Origin of the sequence: Streptococcus oralis (genome assembly GCF_015561235.1) — a bacterium.
In the GTDB taxonomy this organism is placed as follows: domain Bacteria; phylum Bacillota; class Bacilli; order Lactobacillales; family Streptococcaceae; genus Streptococcus; species Streptococcus oralis_BK.
On the sequence record NZ_JADMTC010000001.1, the window covers coordinates 107,741 to 124,629 of the forward strand.

Consider the following 16,889-nt stretch of genomic DNA (forward strand, 5'->3'; position numbering starts at 1 on the left):
GGTTAACGCTTTCCTAACTATTACTATCATTATATCATAGAAGTTAGGATAACCAAATAAAAAGGCATTTTCGGTTGAAAGTCAAAAAATGCTTCGACTTTTCCAAGAGTTTCTCCGTAAAATATGGTACAATGAAATGTACTGAACATCACCTGTTTGCTCTATTGTTTTATATGTAAATAAAGGTGAAAATCGGAAATTTTTCTAGAAAAGAGTCTTAGTTGTATGAGAAAATTCAATAGCCATTCGATTCCTATTCGGCTTAATTTACTGTTTGCCATTGTTATCCTGTTGTTTATGGCCATTATTGGTCGATTGTTATACATGCAGGTGCTCAATAAAGATTTCTATGAAACAAAATTGGCCTCAGCCAGCCAGACAAGGGTAACAACCAGTTCAGCTCGTGGACAGATCTATGATGCGGCAGGGAAACCCTTGGTAGAAAACACTGTCAAGCAGGTTGTTTCTTTCACACGAAACAATAAAATGACAGCAGCTGAATTGAAGGAGACAGCCAAGAAACTTCTCACATATGTGAATGTGACCTCCCCTAATTTGACAGACCGTCAGATTGCAGACTACTACTTGGCGGACCAGGACGTTTACAAAACAACAGTCGAATCCTTGCCAAGTGATAAACGCCTAGATTCAGATGGGAACCGCTTATCTGAAGCGACTCTCTACAATAATGCAGTTGAAAGTATTGACGTGAGTCAACTCAATTATACAGATGACCAGAAAAAGGAAATCTATCTCTTTAGTCAGCTCAATGCCGTTGAAAATTTTGCGACGGGCACCATTTCTACGGATGCCTTGAATGATACCCAAGTTGCTCTCGTTGCATCAGCATCCAAGGAATTACCAGGGATTAGTATTTCAACTTCATGGGATCGGAAAGTCCTAGACACTTCTTTGTCTTCAATTGTAGGTAGTGTATCAAGTGAAAAATCAGGTCTTCCAGCGGAGGAAGTGGACGCTTATTTGAAAAAAGGGTATTCTCTCAATGACCGAGTGGGAACTTCCTATCTTGAAAAGCAATATGAAGATGTTCTTCAAGGCAAACGCTCCGTCAAAGAAATCCACCTCGACAAACACGGAAATATGGAAAGTGTGGAAAATGTCGAAGAAGGAAGTAAAGGAAACAACATCAAGTTAACGATTGACCTAGCTTTCCAGAATGGTGTGGACGACCTACTCAAGAGCTACTTCAACTCAGAGTTGGGTAACGGTGGAGCAAAGTACTCTGAAGGAGTCTACGCTGTAGCTCTTAATCCTAAAACCGGTGCAGTTCTGGCGATGTCGGGTGTCAAGCATGATGTCGAATCCGGTAAATTAAGTTCAGATTCGCTTGGAACAATAACCAACGTCTTTGTGCCAGGATCTGTTGTTAAGGCAGCGACCATCAGCTCTGGTTGGGAAAATGGAGTCTTGTCAGGTAATCAAACCTTGACAGACCAGCCGATCGTTTTCCAAGGTTCGGCCCCTATCAATTCATGGTATACCTTGTCCTATGGCTCTTTCCCGATTACAGCAGTTGAGGCTTTGGAATACTCTTCTAATGCCTACATGGTTCAAACTGCGCTAGGAATCATGGGACAAACCTACACGCCAAATATGACAGTCGCAACGGGACAGTTAGAGACTGCAATGGGCAAATTGAGATCAACCTTTGGGGAATACGGACTCGGAGCTTCAACAGGGATTGACCTCCCAGATGAATCCACAGGATTTACGCCGAAAGAATTTGATTTGGCCAACTATATTAATAACGCCTTTGGCCAGTTTGATAACTACACACCTATGCAGTTAGCCCAGTATGTCGCAACCATTGCAAACAATGGCGTACGATTGGCTCCTCACATCGTTGAGGGAGTTTATGGAAACAATGAACAAGGTGGCTTAGGTAATCTAGTTCAAGAAACAGCCACCAAGGAACTGAACAAGATCAATATCTCAGAAGCGGATATGGCCCTCTTGCACCAAGGTTTCTATCAAGTTTCGCATGGAACGAGCGCTCTGACAACTGGTCGTGCCTTTTCAAATGGCGCAGCCGTTTCCATAAGCGGGAAAACGGGAACGGCCGAAAGTTATGTTAATGGTGGTCAAAAGGCCAATAATACCAACGCAGTTGCTTATGCTCCGTCCGATAATCCTCAAATCGCGGTCGCAGTCGTCTTTCCTCATAACACCAACCTAACAAATGGTGTCGGACCTTCAATCGCGCGTGATATCATCAATCTTTATAACCAACAACATCCAATGAATTAGAAAGGAACTTATGCTGTATCCAACACCTATTGCCAAGTTAATTGATAGCTATTCGAAGCTTCCAGGTATCGGGATCAAAACGGCTACTCGTCTCGCCTTCTATACCATTGGAATGTCTGATGACGATGTCAATGAATTTGCAAAAAATCTCCTATCTGCCAAGCGGGAATTGACCTATTGTTCCATCTGTGGTCGCTTGACCGATGATGATCCCTGCTCTATCTGCACAGATCCGACTCGAGACCAGACAACGATCTTGGTGCTAGAGGATAGTCGCGATGTGGCTGCTATGGAAAACATCCAAGAATACCACGGACTCTATCATGTCTTGCATGGACTCATTTCTCCGATGAATGGCATCAGCCCAGACGATATCAATCTCAAGAGCCTCATGACCCGTCTCATGGATAGTGAGGTTTCAGAGGTGATCGTGGCAACCAATGCGACAGCAGATGGGGAAGCGACGTCTATGTACCTCTCTCGTTTGCTCAAACCAGCTGGTATCAAGGTCACTCGCCTAGCACGAGGCCTAGCCGTGGGAGCAGATATCGAGTATGCGGATGAGGTCACACTTTTACGAGCCATTGAAAATCGGACAGAGTTGTAGGTGAAGACCAGTTTACAAACTCAATTCATTATACAAAAATCGAGGAGACCGACTTTGTTTTTATCGGTCTCTTTTTATGTTTTTTGAAGATCAGTATTAGCTTCAAGTTTTAAAAAAGAAGCAAATATGATATACTAAAGAACGAATATTCTATTAGAATTAGGACAAACAATATGAAACAAACAATTATTCTTTTATACGGCGGACGCAGTGCAGAACGTGAAGTGTCTGTATTGTCAGCTGAAAGTGTCATGCGTGCGGTCAACTACGACCGTTTCACAGTCAAGACTTTCTTTATCAGCCAGTCAGGTGACTTTATCAAGACTCAGGAATTTAGCCAGACTCCAGGTCAAGAGAATCGTCTCATGACCAATGAAACGATTGATTGGAATAAGAAAGTTGCACCAAGTGCCATCTACGAAGAAGGTGCAGTGGTCTTTCCAGTTCTTCATGGCCCAATGGGAGAGGATGGCTCTGTTCAAGGATTCTTGGAAGTTTTAAAAATGCCTTATGTAGGTTGCAATATCTTGTCATCTAGTCTTGCCATGGATAAAATTACGACCAAGCGAGTTCTAGAATCTGTCGGAATTGCCCAAGTTCCTTATGTGGCCGTCGTCGAAGGTGATGATGTGACTGCTAAAATTGCTGAAGTTGAAGAAAAATTGACTTATCCAGTCTTCACAAAACCATCAAACATGGGGTCAAGTGTCGGTATTTCTAAGTCTGAAAACCAAGAAGAACTCCGCCAAGCTTTGGAACTTGCCTTCCAATATGACAGCCGTGTCTTAGTAGAGCAAGGGGTGAATGCGCGTGAAATCGAGGTTGGTCTCTTGGGCAACTACGATGTGAAGAGCACTTTGCCAGGTGAAGTAGTCAAGGATGTTGCCTTTTATGACTATGATGCCAAGTATATTGACAACAAGATTACCATGGACATCCCAGCCAAGATTAGTGATGATGTGGTAGCTGTCATGCGTCGAAATGCTGAAACCGCCTTCCGTGCGATCGGTGGCCTTGGTTTATCTCGTTGTGATTTCTTCTATACAGATAAGGGCGAGGTTTTCCTAAACGAGCTCAATACCATGCCAGGTTTTACCCAGTGGTCTATGTACCCACTACTTTGGGACAATATGGGAATCAGCTACTCAGACCTAATCGAGCATTTGGTTGACCTTGCTAAGGAGAGCTTTAATAAGCACGAAGCGCATTTACTATAAAAATGAAAGAGGGGGTAGAAGCCAGGAACATCGCCTGCAAGGTGATTAGAGTTCTCAGACTTCAACCCTTTTTAAAGGAGTAGAAATGAAACTAACAATCCGTGAAGTCGCCCAAGCTGTTGGGGCTAAAAATGATGTCAGCATATTTGAGAATGTCCAGTTAGAAAAGGCTGAGTTTGACAGTCGTTTGATTGGGACGGGAGATTTGTTTGTGCCCCTCAAAGGTGCGCGTGATGGTCATGACTTTATCGAAACAGCTTTGGAAAATGGTGCAGCAGTAACCTTGTCTGAGAAAGAGGTTGCAAATCATTCCTACATTTTAGTAGATGATGTTTTGACTGCTTTTCAAAGGCTAGCAGCCTACTATCTTGAAAAAACAGCGGTTGATGTCTTTGCGGTAACGGGTTCAAATGGTAAGACAACGACCAAGGATATGTTGGCGCATTTACTGTCAACAACCTACAAGACCTACAAAACTCAGGGCAATTACAATAACGAGATTGGCCTTCCCTACACAGTTCTCCACATGCCTGAGGGAACAGAAAAGTTGGTCTTGGAGATGGGGCAGGACCACTTGGGAGATATCCATCTCTTGTCTGAATTGGCCCATCCAAAGACAGCCATCGTGACCTTGGTTGGAGAAGCTCATTTGGCCTTTTTCAAAGACCGTTCAGAGATTGCTAAAGGAAAAATGCAAATTGCAGATGGTATGGCTTCAGGTTCTTTGCTTTTGGCACCAGCCGACTCCATTGTAGAGGACTACTTGCCAGCTGATAAAAAGGTGGTTCGTTTTGGGCAAGGGGCAGAATTGGAAATCACAGACTTGGTCGAACGCAAGGATAGTCTGACCTTTAAGGCCAATTTCTTGGAACAAGCCCTTGATTTGCCAGTGACTGGTAAGTACAATGCCACTAATGCCATGATTGCATCCTATGTTGCCCTACAAGAAGGAGTTTCAGAGGAGCAAATTCACCAGGCCTTCCAAAATCTTGAATTGACGCGTAACCGTACTGAGTGGAAGAAAGCAGCCAATGGAGCAGATATCCTGTCAGATGTCTACAATGCCAATCCAACTGCTATGAAGTTGATTTTGGAGACATTCTCTGCCATTCCAGCCAACGAGGGTGGCAAGAAAATTGCGGTTTTGGCGGATATGAAGGAATTAGGTAGCCAGTCTGTTCAACTCCATAACCAGATGATTTTGAGCCTCTCGCCAGATGTGCTGGATACGGTTATTTTCTATGGAGAAGATATTGCGGAATTAAGCCAACTTGCCAGTCAAATGTTTCCAATCGGCCACGTTTTCTACTTTAAAAAAACAGCCGACGAGGATCAATTTGAAGACCTTGTCAAGCAGGTCAAGGAAAGACTCGGTGCCAATGACCAGATTTTGCTCAAAGGCTCGAACTCCATGAATCTAGCCAGGTTGGTAGAAAGTTTAGAAAATGAATGCAAGTGATTTTGCCAAGTATCTGCAAAGAATGATTGCCATTACAGATACTGGATTAACCTTTACAAAAGATCCTTTCGACCGCGAGCGTTACGAGGACTTGCGAAGCCTGTTATCTGAAATGTTGAATCAGGGATTAGATATAGATGCAGAAGAAGTGGCAGAAGTCTTGAAGCCAACGTCCGCTTATGCGACTCCGTTAATGGACGTCCGTGCTTGGATTGTTGAGGATGAAAAAATTTGTCTGGTTAGGGGAAAAGGAGAGGATAGTTGGGCTTTGCCAGGTGGATTTGGTGAAGTTGGTTATTCTCCAACAGAAAATATTCTTAAGGAAATTGAAGAAGAAACCGGTTTTACAGCAAAAGCTGAAAGGTTACTTGCAGTTTTTGATACCAATCGTTTCCAACTACAGAGCAAACAATATGCAAAGTTTGTCTTTGAATGTCAGCTTCTTGATGGACAATTTCAAGAAAATCAAGAAATTGCTGAGCTTCAATTTTTTGCCATTGACCAATTGCCAGTCTTATCTGAAAAACGCATCACCAAGGAGCAAATGGAGATTCTTTGGCAAGTTTATAGAGGACAAAGAGACCAATATGTCGATTAGTTTGTGCTAGAGAAGTCGACAAATCAAAAAAGGGTGTCTGTAAAGTGCATTTCTGCAATACAAATGATATAATAGGTTGCGAATTTAAGACGTAAGTGTTCTATGAATAGCATAGAATCAAGTTTTTTCAAAAAATTTAAAAGCTGGAGAAAGTGAATTTTTTACCGCCTCTAGCTAGATGAACGAGGAATAGAATATGAATTTGTGGGATAAATTATTTACCACGCAGATATCAGAACCGCCCCAGTTTGAACTCCACTGGTATATTGGTTTGTTATGTTTACTGGCCTTTACTTTCTACGCTTCTTATCGTTTTCGCGACAAAGTGGCTTACCAACGATTTATTCAGATTCTTCAATCTGTTCAACTGATTGTTCTGTATGGCTGGTATTGGGGAAACCATTTGCCCCTGTCAGAAAGTTTACCTTTCTATCATTGCCGTGTAGCCATGTTTGTCTTGCTCCTGATCCCGGGAACCTCTAAGTACAAGCAATACTTTGCCCTTCTAGGAGTCTTTGGAGCAACAGCAGCTCTGACTTATCCACTATTTGATCCTTATCCGTTTCCACACGTGACCATCCTGTCCTTCATTATCGGACATGTGGCACTTTTGGGAAATGCCCTCTTATACTTGTTTAAAAACTATGAAGCTTCCCTGCTCAACTTCAAAAATGTAGCGGTGATTACCTTCACTCTAAACGCTTTGATATGGGTTGTTAATTTAGTTGTCAGTGGGGATTATGGTTTCTTAACGAGACCGCCACTTGTTGGAAATCACGGACAACTTTTGAATTACCTTATTGTTTCGAGCGTTATCGTGATAGCAATTTGCGTAACAGCAAAATTGCTAGAGATTTTTTTACAGCAAAAATCGGAAGAATTTATTCAAGAGAAGGTCTAAAAAGACCTTCTTTTTTTGATGGGTTATAAATATTATCGAATTGTTGACAAGAACATCAAAAACTTTTTCCAGAAGAAAAAGTTTCTAATATTTTCTCAAAAAACATGCAGGAAATTTACGAAAAACTAAGCATGATTAGTTTTTTTGTGTTATAATATTCTTTGAATAGCTATGCCCAAACATAGTTATTAAATAGAAGTGAGAAACTTGGAAGATAGAGAGGATGCGATGTAATGACTAGAGATGGTTTTTTTACAGGCTTAGATATCGGAACTAGCTCCATTAAGGTGTTAGTTGCAGAGCATAGAGATGGCGAAGTAAATGTAATTGGTGTTAGTAATGCCAAAAGTAAAGGTGTAAAAGACGGAATTATTGTTGATATTGAAGCAGCTGCTTCAGCAATCAAATCCGCAATCACACAGGCAGAAGAGAAAGCAGGCATTTCTATCAAGTCTGTCAACGTTGGTCTGCCAGCAAATCTCTTGCAGGTCGAACCAACACAAGGAATGATTCCTGTAACATCAGATACAAAAGAAATCACAGATCAGGATGTTGAAGATGTTGTTAAGTCAGCTTTGACAAAGAGCATGACTCCTGATCGTGAAGTGATTACCTTTATTCCAGAAGAATTCATCGTGGATGGTTTCCAAGGAATCCGTGACCCTCGTGGTATGATGGGTGTTCGCTTGGAAATGCGTGGTCTGCTTTACACAGGTCCTCGTACGATTCTACACAATCTTCGCAAGACAGTTGAGCGTGTAGGCATTCAGGTTGATAATGTGATTATTTCACCTTTGGCGATTGTAAACTCAGTTCTCAATGAAGGCGAACGTGAATTTGGTGCAACTGTCATTGACATGGGTGGAGGTCAGACTACTGTAGCGACTATCCGAAACCAAGAATTGCAATTCACCAACATCTACCAAGAAGGTGGAGATTACGTTACAAAAGACATCTCTAAAGTCTTGAAAACATCTCAAAAGATTGCAGAAAGTTTGAAACTGAACTATGGTGAAGCTTATGTTCCGCTAGCAAGTAACGAAACTTTCCAAGTTGAAGTAATTGGCGAAGTAGATCCTGTTGAAGTGACAGAAAGCTACTTGGCAGAAATTATCTCAGCACGCATCAAACATATCTTTGACCAAATCAAACAAGAGTTGGAAAGAAGACACTTGTTAGATCTGCCAGGGGGTATCGTCCTTATCGGTGGAAATGCAATTTTGCCGGGCGTTGTTGAATTAGCCCAAGAAGTATTTGGTGTTCGAGTAAAACTCTATGTACCAAATCAGGTTGGAATTCGCAACCCTGCATTTGCTCACGTGATTAGTTTATCTGAGTTTGCTGGTAAATTGACTGAAGTCAATCTTCTTGCTCAAAAAGCAGTTAAAGGAGATGAATTTCTTCGTCAAAAACCAATCAACTTTGGCATTCCAAATCAACGTTTGAATCCTGTGGCGCAACCAAGCCCAACACAGACAACTCCAGTTGAAACTGTGCAGGAAACTCCAGTTGCTCCAAAGGAAGAATTCCAAGCAAGTTCTCAAAGTAAACCGAAGCTAACAGAACGTTTCCGTGGTTTAATCGGAAGCATGTTTGATGAATAAAAGAGGATAAGAAATTATGACATTTTCATTTGATACAGCAGCAGCTCAAGGCGCAGTTATTAAGGTAATTGGTGTCGGTGGTGGTGGTGGTAACGCCATCAACCGTATGGTTGACGAAGGTGTTGCTGGTGTAGAATTTATCGCAGCCAACACTGATGTACAAGCTCTTAGCAGTACGAAAGCAGAAACCGTTATCCAACTTGGTCCAAAATTGACTCGTGGTTTGGGTGCTGGAGGTCGTCCAGAAGTTGGACGTAAAGCTGCAGAGGAGAGCGAAGAAGCTTTGACGGAAGCAATCAGCGGTGCAGACATGGTCTTCATCACTGCTGGTATGGGTGGTGGATCTGGTACAGGTGCTGCCCCTGTTATTGCACGTATCGCTAAAGATCTTGGTGCTCTCACAGTTGGTGTCGTGACACGTCCTTTCGGATTTGAAGGAAGCAAACGTGGTCAGTACGCTGTAGAAGGAATCAATGAACTTCGCGAGCATGTTGATACTTTGTTGATTATCTCTAACAATAACTTACTTGAAATTGTTGACAAGAAAACACCGCTTCTTGAAGCTCTTAGTGAAGCAGATAACGTTCTTCGCCAAGGTGTTCAAGGAATTACCGACTTGATTACGAACCCAGGATTGATTAACCTTGACTTTGCTGATGTGAAAACTGTAATGGCAAACAAAGGGAATGCCCTTATGGGTATCGGTATTGGTAGCGGTGAAGAGCGCGTTGTTGAAGCAGCTCGTAAAGCGATTTACTCTCCACTTCTTGAAACAACTATCGATGGTGCCGAAGATGTGATTGTCAACGTTACTGGTGGTCTTGATTTAACTTTGATTGAAGCAGAAGAAGCTTCAGAAATCGTTAACCAAGCAGCTGGTAAAGGTGTAAACATCTGGCTTGGAACATCTATCGACGAAAGCATGAAGGATGAAATCCGTGTGACTGTTGTAGCGACAGGTGTTCGTCAAGAACGACTAGAAAAAGTAGTCGGGTCTGCTACCAACCAACCAGTTGGTCGACCATCAACTAAAACTCCACAAGCACACACATTTGACCGTCAATTCGACTTGGAAGAGACAGCAGAACTGCCTAAATCAAGTCCGCGTCGCTTTGAAACCAACCAAGCATCTGCTTTTGGAGATTGGGACTTGCGCCGTGAGTCAATTGTTCGCCAAACAGATCCCGTTGTTTCACCAGTTGAACGCTTTGAAACACCAGTTTCACAAGATGAGGATGAATTGGATACACCTCCATTCTTCAAAAATCGTTAATCAATGAATTTGAAAAAAAACACTGAATTAGTTTTTCAGCAAATTGCTGATGCTAGTCAAAAAGCCAACCGTAATCTAGATGCTGTTTCAGTAATCGCAGTGACAAAATATGTAGATGTACAAACAGCGGAAGCCTTGCTTCCGCTTGGCATCCATCATATCGGTGAAAATCGAGTTGATAAATTTTTAGAAAAATATCAGGCCTTGAAAGATTACCCAGTCACTTGGCATTTAATAGGAACACTACAGAGACGGAAAGTAAAAGAAGTAATCCCATATGTGGATTACTTTCATGCTTTAGACTCTCTAAAATTAGCACAGGAAATTCAAAAGAGAACAGATCATGTTATCAAGTGTTTCTTGCAGGTTAATATTTCTGGGGAAGAAAGCAAGCATGGGTTTTCAAAAGAAGAATTGCTAGAACTTTTGCCAGAATTGGCTAAGTTAGATCAGATTGAGTATGTTGGTTTAATGACCATGGCTCCTTTTGAGGCAGGCAGTGATGAATTGAAAAAAATTTTCAAGGATACGCAGGCTCTGCAAGCAGAAATTAGAGAAAAACAAATCCCTAATATGCCGATGACAGAGCTAAGTATGGGAATGAGTCGTGATTTTAAAGAAGCGATTCAGTTCGGCTCAACCTTTGTTCGAATCGGTACAGCATTTTTTAAATAGGAGAGAGCTATGTCTTTAAAAGATAGATTCGATAAATTTATAGATTATTTTACAGAAGATGGGGAAGAAACGACTAACTACCAGACTCAACAAGAGGAAACAGTTAGCCCAGCTATCTCATCTTCTAAAGAATTACCAGCACCTGCTCAGTCAGGATCAGCAAAAGATGCGAATATTACTCGCCTCCATGCTCGTCAACAAGAGTTGGCAAAGCAAAACCATCACTCAGATGAGAAAGTGACGATTGATGTTCGTTATCCAAGAAAGTATGAGGATGCAACTGAGATTGTTGATTTGTTAACTGGAAATGAAAGCATCTTGATTGATTTCCAATACATGACAGAAGTACAAGCGCGCCGCTGCCTTGATTACTTGGACGGAGCCCGTCACGTCTTGGCTGGAAATATGAAAAAAGTTGCGAGTACGATGTATCTATTGACGCCTGTCAACGTTATCGTGAATATTGAGGATATCAAACTTCCAGACGAATCACAAGGTGCCGAGTTCGGCTTTGATATTAAACGAAATAGAGCAAGATAATGATTTTCTTAATCCGTTTAATTCAAAATGCAGTTAGCATTTACTCCATCATTCTCGTTGCATTTGCTCTTCTTTCATGGTTTCCAAATGCCTATGAAAGTCAACTAGGTCGCTTAGTCATCAGACTTGCTCGTCCAGTTATCGAGCCACTTCGTAAGCTCAATTTACAATTTGCTGGTCTTGATTTTACGGTTTGGGCCGCGCTGATTCTGATCCAGTTTCTTGGAAATATCTTAACACGACTAGTACTATTACTATGACAGTAAATCGAGCCATTTATCAGCATTTTTCCCAAGATGATATTCCCTTTATTGATAAGGGATTAGAGTGGATCAAGCGGGTAGAAGATACATATGTACCGGTGCTTACACCTTTTATCAATCCCCATCAGGAACAGATCTTGAGGGTGCTAGCTGGGACATATGGACTGGGTTGCCAAAGTAGTGGTGATTTTCTTCCGACGGAGTCGGTTCGTGTTCTTCTGTATCCAGATTACTTTGAACCGGAAATATCAGACTTTGAAATGACCTTGTTAGAAATTTGCTATCCGAGCAAGTTTGAACAGCTGAGCCATGGAAAAATATTGGGAACAATCATCAACCAGCTAGGAATTGACCGTAAATTATTTGGTGATATCTTGGTAGATGAAAATAGAGCACAGATTTTTGTCAATCGTGATTTTATTCCTCTTTTTCAGGATGGAATAAGAAAGATTGGCAGACTTCCTGTATCGCTGGAGGAACGTCCTTTTACCGATAGGATTATATCTAAAATTGACTTTAGAGAACGAGAAATTTTAGTTTCGAGTTTTCGATTGGATGCCCTCTTATCAAGTGCCTTGAAATTATCTAGAAATCAAACCAGTCAACTAATTGAGAAAAAATCTGTCCAGGTAAACTATCATCTGGTTGAAAAAAGTGATTACCAGGTTGCCGTTGGGGATTTGATCAGTGTGAGAAAGTTTGGTCGTCTAAAAGTTGTCAAAGACAATGGACAGACAAAAAAAGACAAGATAAAATTAAGCATTCAATTATTATTAAGTAAGTGAGGAAAAGTATGCCAATTACATCGTTAGAAATTAAAGATAAAACCTTTGGTACAAGATTTAGAGGTTTTGACCCAGAAGAAGTAGATGAATTTCTTGATATCGTTGTTCGTGACTATGAAGATTTGGTTCGTAGTAATCATGACAAAGAAACACATATCAAGAGTTTGGAAGAACGTTTGTCTTACTTTGATGAGATGAAAGATTCCTTGAGTCAGTCAGTTTTGATTGCTCAAGATACTGCGGAGCGTGTCAAACAGGCTGCTCAAGAACGTTCGAACAATATTATTCAACAAGCTGAACAAGACGCTCAGCGTTTGCTAGAAGAAGCAAAATACAAGGCAAATGAAATTCTCCGTCAGGCAACAGATAATGCTAAGAAAGTGGCTGTTGAGACAGAAGAGTTGAAGAACAAGAGTCGTGTATTCCATCAACGCCTCAAGTCTACGATTGAAAGTCAATTGGCTATTGTTGAGTCATCAGATTGGGAAGACATTCTTCGCCCAACAGCAACGTATCTTCAAACAAGCGATGAAGCCTTTAAAGAAGTGGTGGGTGAAGTTCTTGGTGAAACTATTCCTTCACAACCTGAGGAAGAGCCTATTGATATGACTCGTCAATTCACACCAGAAGAGGTTGCTGAGTTGCAAGCTCGCATCGAGGCTGGAAATAAAGAATTGGCTGAGTTTGAAGCTCAACAAAATCAACATACAGATGAAAGTGAACAACATGAAGAGTCAGTTGACGTAGAAACTACTGCAGCAACTGAGGAAGATGCAAACAAAGAATCTGTTCTTATCCTATAAAAGTAAATGTGAGAACAAAATCTAACCAACTATATTTTCAGCGAGCAGGAGATGGTGTGAGCCCTGCAATCTCTAGTCGTTAGATTATCCTCTCAACAAATCCAGTCTGAAAACAGTAAGACTGGACGTTCCCCACGTTACGGGAAAAGAGGAAAAGAGACACTGTCTTTTTTCGAACAAAGGTGGTACCACGATTTTCGTCCTTTTTGGAAGTCGTGGTTTTTAATTTGTTAATATTTATAAAGGAGATACCATGAAACTCAAAGATACCCTTAACCTTGGGAAAACAGCTTTCCCAATGCGTGCAGGACTTCCTACCAAAGAGCCACTCTGGCAAAAGGAATGGGAAGATGCAAAACTTTACCAACGTCGTCAAGAATTGAACCAAGGAAAACCGCATTTTACCTTGCACGATGGACCTCCGTATGCAAACGGAAATATCCACGTTGGACATGCCATGAACAAGATTTCTAAAGATATTATTGTTCGTTCTAAGTCTATGTCAGGATTTTACGCACCTTATATTCCTGGTTGGGATACACATGGTCTGCCAATCGAGCAAGTCTTGGCAAAACAAGGCGTGAAACGTAAAGAAATGGACTTGGTTGAGTACTTGAAACTTTGCCGCGAGTATGCTCTTTCTCAAGTTGATAAACAACGTGAAGACTTTAAACGTTTGGGTGTTTCTGGTGACTGGGAAAACCCTTATGTGACCTTGACCCCGGACTATGAAGCGGCTCAAATCCGTGTCTTTGGTGAAATGGCTAAGAAGGGCTACATCTACCGTGGTGCCAAGCCGGTTTACTGGTCATGGTCTTCTGAGTCAGCCCTTGCAGAAGCGGAAATTGAATACCATGACTTGATTTCAACTTCCCTTTACTATGCTAACCGTGTCAAAGATGGAAAAGGTGTGCTTGATACTGATACTTACATCGTTGTTTGGACAACAACTCCATTTACCATCACTGCTTCTCGTGGGTTGACTGTTGGTGCAGATATTGATTATGTAGTCGTACAACCTGCTGGTGAATCTCGTAAGTTTGTGGTTTCTTCAGAATTGTTGAACAGTTTGTCTGAGAAATTTGGCTGGGCTGATGTTCAGGTCTTGGCGACTTATCGTGGGCAAGAATTGAATCACATTGTGACAGTCCACCCATGGGATACGGCTGTAGATGAGTTGGTAATCCTTGGTGACCACGTTACGACAGACTCTGGTACAGGTATCGTCCATACGGCTCCAGGTTTTGGTGAGGACGACTACAATGTCGGTGTTGCTAACGGCCTTGAAGTTGCTGTAACCGTCAATGAACGCGGGATCATGATGGCAAATGCTGGTCCTGAGTTCGAAGGTCAATTCTATGATAAGGTTGTTCCAACTGTTATCGAGAAACTGGGCGATTTGCTCCTTGCTCAAGAAGAAATCTCCCACTCATACCCATTTGACTGGCGTACGAAAAAACCAATCATCTGGCGTGCAGTACCACAATGGTTTGCCTCTGTATCTAAATTCCGCCAAGAAATCTTGGATGAAATTGAAAAAGTGAAATTCCACTCAGAATGGGGTAAAGTTCGTCTTTACAACATGATTCGCGACCGTGGCGACTGGGTTATCTCTCGTCAACGTGCTTGGGGTGTTCCCCTTCCTATCTTTTATGCTGAAGACGGAACGCCAATCATGACAGCTGAAACCATCGAGCACGTGGCTCAACTCTTTGAGGAACACGGTTCTATCATCTGGTGGGAGTGTGATGCTAAGGATCTCTTGCCAGAAGGATTCACCCATCCAGGTTCACCAAATGGCGAGTTCAAGAAAGAAACAGATATCATGGATGTTTGGTTTGACTCAGGTTCATCATGGAATGGGGTTGTAGTAAACCGTCCAGAATTGACTTACCCAGCAGACCTTTATCTTGAGGGTTCTGACCAATACCGTGGTTGGTTCAACTCTTCACTCATCACATCTGTTGCCAACCATGGCGTAGCGCCATATAAACAAATCTTATCACAAGGTTTTGCCCTTGACGGTAAAGGTGAAAAGATGTCTAAATCTCTTGGGAATACCATTGCTCCAAGTGATGTTGAAAAACAATTTGGTGCGGAAATTTTGCGTCTCTGGGTAACAAGTGTTGACTCAAGCAACGATGTGCGTATTTCTATGGATATCTTGAGTCAAGTCTCTGAAACTTACCGTAAGATCCGTAACACCCTTCGTTTCTTGATTGCCAATACATCTGACTTTAACCCAGCTCAAGATGCAGTGGCTTACGATGAGCTTCGTTCCGTCGACAAGTACATGACCATCCGCTTTAACCAACTTGTGAAAACGATTCGTGATGCTTATGCCAACTTTGAATTTTTGACAATCTACAAGGCCTTGGTGAACTTTATCAACGTTGATTTGTCTGCCTTCTACCTTGACTTTGCCAAAGACGTTGTTTACATCGAAGGTGCCAAATCACTCGAACGCCGTCAAATGCAAACAGTCTTCTATGACATTCTTGTCAAAATCACCAAACTCTTGACACCAATCCTTCCTCACACTGCGGAAGAAATCTGGTCATATCTTGAGTTTGAAGCTGAAGACTTCGTTCAATTGTCTGAATTACCAGAGGCTGAAACTTTTGCCAACCAAGAAGAAATCCTGGATACATGGTCAGCCTTCATGGATTTCCGTGGACAAGCTCAAAAAGCCTTGGAAGAAGCTCGTAATGCAAAAGTTATCGGGAAATCGCTTGAAGCACACTTGACAGTTTATCCAAACGAAGTTGTGAAAACTCTTCTTGGAGCAGTGGATAGCAATGTGGCTCAACTCTTGATCGTGTCAGAATTGACCATCGCTGAAGGACCAGCTCCAGAGAGTGCAGTAAGTTTTGAAGATGTTGCCTTTACAGTTGAACGCGCTACAGGTGAAGTATGTGAGCGCTGCCGTCGTATTGACCCAACAACAGCAGAACGCAGCCACCACGCAGTCATCTGTGATCACTGTGCAAGCATCGTAGAAGAAAACTTTGCGGATGCAGTCGCAGAAGGATTTGAAGCGAAATAATCAGAATAGACTGAGAAAGGTCGCTAAAATCATAAAAACGCATAATATCAAGAGTTCAAGTACCTTGATATTATGCGTTTTATCATGGGAAAATTTACTAGTCCATTTCCTTAAATGAAGTTCTTCCTGGCCTGTCCGTGTAGATAATTAACATAATCAACTATTCAGTTTTCTCATAATTTTATATTTCTACTAATTATAAAGAGACTATAGAACTTAAAATTATTTTTTGAGAATCAATATTTATTATAAAATTTTATAAGATTGTTTAATTTTTAGAGAAATTATGATAGAATAATACCTATAAAAATTTTAAGGAGATTATTATGAAAACAAATACACTTGCTCGTGTTAACGCTATTTTTGGTCTTATTTCAGGAATTATATTGCTTTTAGCGCCAGTCATCATGTTTATCATGGCTGTTGGAGCTGCTGCGGCAACTGAAGACGCAGATGTAACAGTTGGGACATTGACAGGGCTCTCAATTATTTTGTCATTGGTTAAAATTGCTGTTTTAGTGTTGGGAATTGTAGCTATAGTTTATTATAAAGATGATGAACGTGTTACGAATGCACCTTCTGTCTTGCTCATTGTAGGTGGTGCGGTCGGCTTGATTCCATTTTTAGGATGGGTAGGTGGAATTCTAACCATTATTGGTGGTTCACTTTACTTTGGAACATTGAAAAAATTTGTAATTGAAGAGTAGTAGTTTTCCAATTATTTGGACGGGACTATTTCATTCTCTATCGAGAACAATTATGATAGTACGATAAAGAGAAGACTGCTAAGCTCTTCTCTTTTTAGTTGATTTTAACTAGCTTTTTTGTGAAAAATTGTGTAAAATAGAAT

The 16,889-nt window shown here is 41.4% G+C and carries 15 protein-coding genes; all 15 read left to right on the plus strand.

Going from position 1 to position 16,889, the window contains the following annotated elements:
* The first annotated feature begins 225 nt into the window (after positions 1–225).
* On the plus strand, positions 226–2,268 hold the full coding sequence (pbp2b, locus tag I2H52_RS00675; protein ID WP_195593670.1) for a penicillin-binding protein PBP2B: 2,043 nt from the start codon (positions 226–228) through the stop codon (positions 2,266–2,268).
* Positions 2,269–2,278: 10 nt separating this feature from the next.
* Positions 2,279–2,875, plus strand: a complete 597-nt coding sequence (recR, locus tag I2H52_RS00680) for a recombination mediator RecR (RefSeq protein WP_000966754.1) — start codon at positions 2,279–2,281, stop codon at positions 2,873–2,875.
* A gap of 173 nt (positions 2,876–3,048) precedes the next feature.
* Positions 3,049–4,092 (plus strand): D-alanine--D-alanine ligase, encoded by a 1,044-nt coding sequence (locus I2H52_RS00685; RefSeq protein ID WP_195593672.1) that lies wholly within the window; start codon positions 3,049–3,051, stop codon positions 4,090–4,092.
* A gap of 85 nt (positions 4,093–4,177) precedes the next feature.
* Entirely contained in the window at positions 4,178–5,551 is a 1,374-nt protein-coding gene (locus I2H52_RS00690) for a UDP-N-acetylmuramoyl-tripeptide--D-alanyl-D-alanine ligase (RefSeq protein WP_195593675.1), read from the plus strand.
* Positions 5,538–6,149 carry an NUDIX hydrolase N-terminal domain-containing protein gene (locus I2H52_RS00695; protein WP_195593678.1) on the plus strand — a complete coding sequence of 204 codons (612 nt, stop codon included), beginning with the start codon at positions 5,538–5,540 and terminating at the stop codon, positions 6,147–6,149. The genes I2H52_RS00690 and I2H52_RS00695 overlap by 14 nt, the downstream gene beginning before the upstream one ends.
* A gap of 196 nt (positions 6,150–6,345) precedes the next feature.
* Positions 6,346–7,050 (plus strand): TIGR02206 family membrane protein, encoded by a 705-nt coding sequence (locus tag I2H52_RS00700; RefSeq protein ID WP_195593681.1) that lies wholly within the window; start codon positions 6,346–6,348, stop codon positions 7,048–7,050.
* 233 nt (positions 7,051–7,283) lie between these two features.
* Positions 7,284–8,654, plus strand: coding sequence for a cell division protein FtsA (gene ftsA, locus I2H52_RS00705; protein ID WP_195593683.1), 1,371 nt, complete (start codon positions 7,284–7,286; stop codon positions 8,652–8,654).
* A 16-nt stretch (positions 8,655–8,670) separates the two neighbouring features.
* Entirely contained in the window at positions 8,671–9,927 is a 1,257-nt protein-coding gene (ftsZ, locus tag I2H52_RS00710) for a cell division protein FtsZ (RefSeq protein WP_000144258.1), read from the plus strand.
* A gap of 3 nt (positions 9,928–9,930) precedes the next feature.
* A complete protein-coding gene (locus I2H52_RS00715; RefSeq protein WP_195593686.1) occupies positions 9,931–10,602 on the plus strand; it encodes a YggS family pyridoxal phosphate-dependent enzyme in 672 nt (223 codons plus the stop codon).
* A gap of 9 nt (positions 10,603–10,611) precedes the next feature.
* Entirely contained in the window at positions 10,612–11,142 is a 531-nt protein-coding gene (locus I2H52_RS00720; protein ID WP_125840901.1) for a cell division protein SepF, read from the plus strand.
* Positions 11,142–11,402, plus strand: coding sequence for a YggT family protein (locus I2H52_RS00725; RefSeq protein WP_000576499.1), 261 nt, complete (start codon positions 11,142–11,144; stop codon positions 11,400–11,402). Before I2H52_RS00720 ends, I2H52_RS00725 begins: the two co-directional genes overlap by 1 nt.
* The gene (locus I2H52_RS00730) at positions 11,399–12,190 is read left to right on the plus strand and encodes an RNA-binding protein (RefSeq protein WP_195593691.1); all 792 of its coding nucleotides are present in this window, start codon (positions 11,399–11,401) and stop codon (positions 12,188–12,190) included. Before I2H52_RS00725 ends, I2H52_RS00730 begins: the two co-directional genes overlap by 4 nt.
* Positions 12,191–12,198: 8 nt before the next feature.
* Positions 12,199–12,993, plus strand: coding sequence for a DivIVA domain-containing protein (locus I2H52_RS00735; protein ID WP_001123186.1), 795 nt, complete (start codon positions 12,199–12,201; stop codon positions 12,991–12,993).
* A 253-nt stretch (positions 12,994–13,246) separates the two neighbouring features.
* Complete coding sequence (gene ileS / locus I2H52_RS00740) at positions 13,247–16,039, plus strand: isoleucine--tRNA ligase (protein ID WP_195593694.1); 2,793 nt, start codon at positions 13,247–13,249, stop codon at positions 16,037–16,039.
* Positions 16,040–16,365: 326 nt separating this feature from the next.
* Entirely contained in the window at positions 16,366–16,746 is a 381-nt protein-coding gene (locus tag I2H52_RS00745) for a hypothetical protein (protein ID WP_000856374.1), read from the plus strand.
* Positions 16,747–16,889 lie beyond the last annotated feature (143 nt).

Bases quoted from the DNA above. Each gene is read 5' to 3' on its own strand.
- I2H52_RS00715 (WP_195593686.1), top strand. From the start codon at position 9,931: ATGAATTTGAAAAAAAACACTGAATTAGTTTTTCAGCAAATTGCTGAT.
- I2H52_RS00730 (WP_195593691.1), top strand. From the start codon at position 11,399: ATGACAGTAAATCGAGCCATTTATCAGCATTTTTCCCAAGATGATATT.
- I2H52_RS00725 (WP_000576499.1), top strand. From the start codon at position 11,142: ATGATTTTCTTAATCCGTTTAATTCAAAATGCAGTTAGCATTTACTCC.
- I2H52_RS00735 (WP_001123186.1), top strand. From the start codon at position 12,199: ATGCCAATTACATCGTTAGAAATTAAAGATAAAACCTTTGGTACAAGA.
- recR (WP_000966754.1), top strand. From the start codon at position 2,279: ATGCTGTATCCAACACCTATTGCCAAGTTAATTGATAGCTATTCGAAG.
- I2H52_RS00745 (WP_000856374.1), top strand. From the start codon at position 16,366: ATGAAAACAAATACACTTGCTCGTGTTAACGCTATTTTTGGTCTTATT.
- ftsZ (WP_000144258.1), top strand. From the start codon at position 8,671: ATGACATTTTCATTTGATACAGCAGCAGCTCAAGGCGCAGTTATTAAG.
- pbp2b (WP_195593670.1), top strand. From the start codon at position 226: ATGAGAAAATTCAATAGCCATTCGATTCCTATTCGGCTTAATTTACTG.
- I2H52_RS00700 (WP_195593681.1), top strand. From the start codon at position 6,346: ATGAATTTGTGGGATAAATTATTTACCACGCAGATATCAGAACCGCCC.
- I2H52_RS00695 (WP_195593678.1), top strand. From the start codon at position 5,538: ATGAATGCAAGTGATTTTGCCAAGTATCTGCAAAGAATGATTGCCATT.
- ftsA (WP_195593683.1), top strand. From the start codon at position 7,284: ATGACTAGAGATGGTTTTTTTACAGGCTTAGATATCGGAACTAGCTCC.
- ileS (WP_195593694.1), top strand. From the start codon at position 13,247: ATGAAACTCAAAGATACCCTTAACCTTGGGAAAACAGCTTTCCCAATG.
- I2H52_RS00685 (WP_195593672.1), top strand. From the start codon at position 3,049: ATGAAACAAACAATTATTCTTTTATACGGCGGACGCAGTGCAGAACGT.
- I2H52_RS00720 (WP_125840901.1), top strand. From the start codon at position 10,612: ATGTCTTTAAAAGATAGATTCGATAAATTTATAGATTATTTTACAGAA.
- I2H52_RS00690 (WP_195593675.1), top strand. From the start codon at position 4,178: ATGAAACTAACAATCCGTGAAGTCGCCCAAGCTGTTGGGGCTAAAAAT.